The following is a 2,637-nucleotide window of genomic DNA, read 5'->3' on the forward strand; positions in this document are numbered from 1 at the left end:
CCGCCGCCGCCGTCGGAGGCGCCCGGCGGCCGAGCGCCAGCGCCCGCAGGCGGCGGATGCTGGCCTGGGTCGCCACGCACGCCCTGGCCATCGCGCTCGGGCTGATGTTCCTGGCCCCCGCGGTCTTCCTCGTGCTGACCGCGCTGATGACCGACCAGCAGGCGCTGACCAGCGAACTGTGGCCGCGCACCTGGAACTGGGAGAACTTCGCCGACGTGTTCGCCAGGTCCAAGCTGCTGCGGTGGACGGCCAACACGCTCATGTACGCCGGCCTCGGGACCGTGTTCATGCTGGTGTCGTCGGTGCCCGTGGCGTACGCGCTGGCGAGGTTCCGCTTCCGCGGGCGCAAGCTGGCGTTCCTCCTGGTGATCACCACGATGATGCTGCCGCCGCAGGTGGTCGCGGTGCCGGTCTACCTGATCTGGGCGCGGTTCGGGCTGACCGACAGCCTCTGGCCGCTGATCCTACCGATGCTGCTGGGCGACGCGTTCTCGATCTTCCTGCTGCGCCAGTTCCTCATCACGATCCCGCGCGACTACACCGACGCGGCCCGGGTGGACGGCTGCTCCGACCTGCGGACCCTGTTCAGGGTGGTGCTGCCGATGGCGCGGCCGGCGATCGCCGCCGTGGCGCTGTTCCAGTTCTTCTACTGCTGGAACGACTACTACGGGCCATTGCTGTACGCGGGCGTGGGACAGGACGGCTGGACGCTCTCGCTGGGGCTGGCCACGTTCAAGGCGTTCCACAGCGTCCAGTGGAACCTCACCATGGCCGCCACCCTGCTGGTGACGGCGCCGGTGATCGTACTGTTCTTCTTCGCCCAGAGGGTTTTCATCGAAGGTGTCACGCTGACAGGAGTGAAGGGTTGAAACTCGCCGTTGTCGGGGGCGGCTCGACGTACACGCCGGAGCTGATCGACGGGTTCGCGCGGCTCCGCGACGAGCTGCCACTCACCGAGATCGCACTGATCGATCCGGATGAATCACGCCTTGAGCTGATTTCTGGGATGGCCCGCCGGATGCTCGCGCACGCCGGGCATCCGGCGCGGGTGGTGGCCACCTCCTCGGTCGAGGAGGGGGTCTCGGGGGCACGGGCGGTCCTGTTCCAGTTGCGCGTTGGCGGGCAGGCCGCCCGCGACGTGGACGAGACGCTGCCGCTGCGGTGCGGCTGCGTGGGACAGGAGACGACGGGGGCGGGCGGGCTCGCCAAGGCGCTGCGGACGGTCCCGGTGGTGCTCGCAATCGCCGACGAGGTGCGCAGGAGCGCTCCGGGGGCGTGGATCGTGGACTTCACCAACCCGGTCGGCATCGTCACCCGTGCCCTGCTGGACGCGGGCCACCGGGCGATCGGGCTGTGCAACGTCGCCATCGGCTTCCAGCGGCGCTTCGCCGCGATGCTGGGCGTCCCGCCCTCGCGCGTCTCGCTGGGCCACGTGGGGCTGAACCACCTGACGTGGGAGCGGTCGGTCCATCTCGACGGCGCCGACGTGCTGCCGTCGCTGCTCTCCTCGCACCTGCGGGAGATCGCCGACGACGTCGGCCTGCGGCCCGCCCTGATCGAACGGCTGGGCGCGGTGCCCTCGTACTACCTGCGCTACTTCTACGCGCACGACGCGGTGGTGGAGGAGCAGCGGGCCAAGCCGTCGCGTGCGGCGGAGGTGGCGGCCATGGAGGCGCGGCTGCTGCGGCTCTACGCGGACCCGTCGGTGGTGACCAAGCCGGCGCTGCTGGGCGAGCGCGGCGGCGCGTTCTACTCGGAGGCGGCGGTCGCGCTCATCGCCTCGCTGCTCGGCGACCGGGGCGACGTCCAGGTGGTGAACGTGCGCAACGGGGACACGCTGCCGTTCCTCGACGCCGAGGCGGTGATCGAGGTGCCCGCGACCGTCTCGGCCGCGGGCGCCGCGCCGCTGCCCGTCGCGCCCGTCGAGCCGCTGTACGGGGGGCTGATCGCGCACGTGTCGGCGTACGAGACGCTCGCGCTGGAGGCGGCCCTGCACGGCGGCGCGGACCGGGTGCGCGACGCGCTGCTGGCGCATCCGCTGATCGGCCAGGACGCGGTCGCCGAGGAGCTCGCCGGGCTGCTGCTGGAGGCCAACCGCACCTTCCTGCCGTGGACGGTGAGCTAGTGGACGGTGAGCTGGTGGATCGCCGCAGGCTGGTGCTGGCGGTGGACGGCGGCAACAGCAAGACCGACGTCGCGGTGGTGGCCGAGGACGGCGAGGTGCTGGCGACGGCCCGCTCCGGACCGTTCGAGCCGCAGAGCGCCGGCGTCACGACCGCGGTGGACGTGATCGCGCGGGCCGTCGAGACGCTCTCGCACACCCGCTTCGACACGGTGGCCGCCTACCTGGCGGGCGCCGACCTGCCGGTCGAGGAGGAGGCGCTGGCGCGGGAGCTCGCCGCCAGGGGCTTCGGCCCGGACATCGTCGTCCGCAACGACACGTTCGCCGTGCTCCGGGCGGGCGCGTCGGCGTCGTGGGGCGTCGCGGTGGTGTGCGGCGCGGGCATCAACGCGGTCGGCGTCTCCCCCACCGGGCAGGTCGCCCGCTTCCCGGCGCTGGGCCGGATCAGCGGCGACTGGGGCGGCGGCCAGGGCGTGGCGGAGGAGGCGCTGTGGCACGCGGCCCGCGCCGAGGAC

3 protein-coding genes are annotated in these 2,637 nt (G+C 72.5%); all 3 read left to right on the forward strand.

The genetic code is table 11. The features are described from left to right. Window positions 1-56 precede the first annotated feature (56 nt). Entirely contained in the window at window positions 57-869 is an 813-nt protein-coding gene (locus DQW85_RS24560; RefSeq protein ID WP_113702380.1) for a carbohydrate ABC transporter permease, read from the forward strand. Further along, window positions 866-2,125, forward strand: coding sequence for a 6-phospho-beta-glucosidase (locus DQW85_RS24565; protein WP_113702379.1), 1,260 nt, complete (start codon window positions 866-868; stop codon window positions 2,123-2,125). The genes DQW85_RS24560 and DQW85_RS24565 overlap by 4 nt, the downstream gene beginning before the upstream one ends. Next, a partial coding sequence (locus DQW85_RS24570; RefSeq protein ID WP_275888252.1) for an N-acetylglucosamine kinase occupies window positions 2,110-2,637 on the forward strand: 528 nt, incomplete at its 3' end. The genes DQW85_RS24565 and DQW85_RS24570, both read left to right, overlap by 16 nt.

Source organism: Nonomuraea lactucae (assembly GCF_003313395.1).
Classification (GTDB): Bacteria; Actinomycetota; Actinomycetes; order Streptosporangiales; family Streptosporangiaceae; genus Nonomuraea; species Nonomuraea lactucae.

Coding starts and splice junctions, on each gene's coding strand:
- DQW85_RS24560 (WP_113702380.1), top strand. CDS start 57: ATGCTGGCCTGGGTCGCCACGCACGCCCTGGCCATCGCGCTCGGGCTG.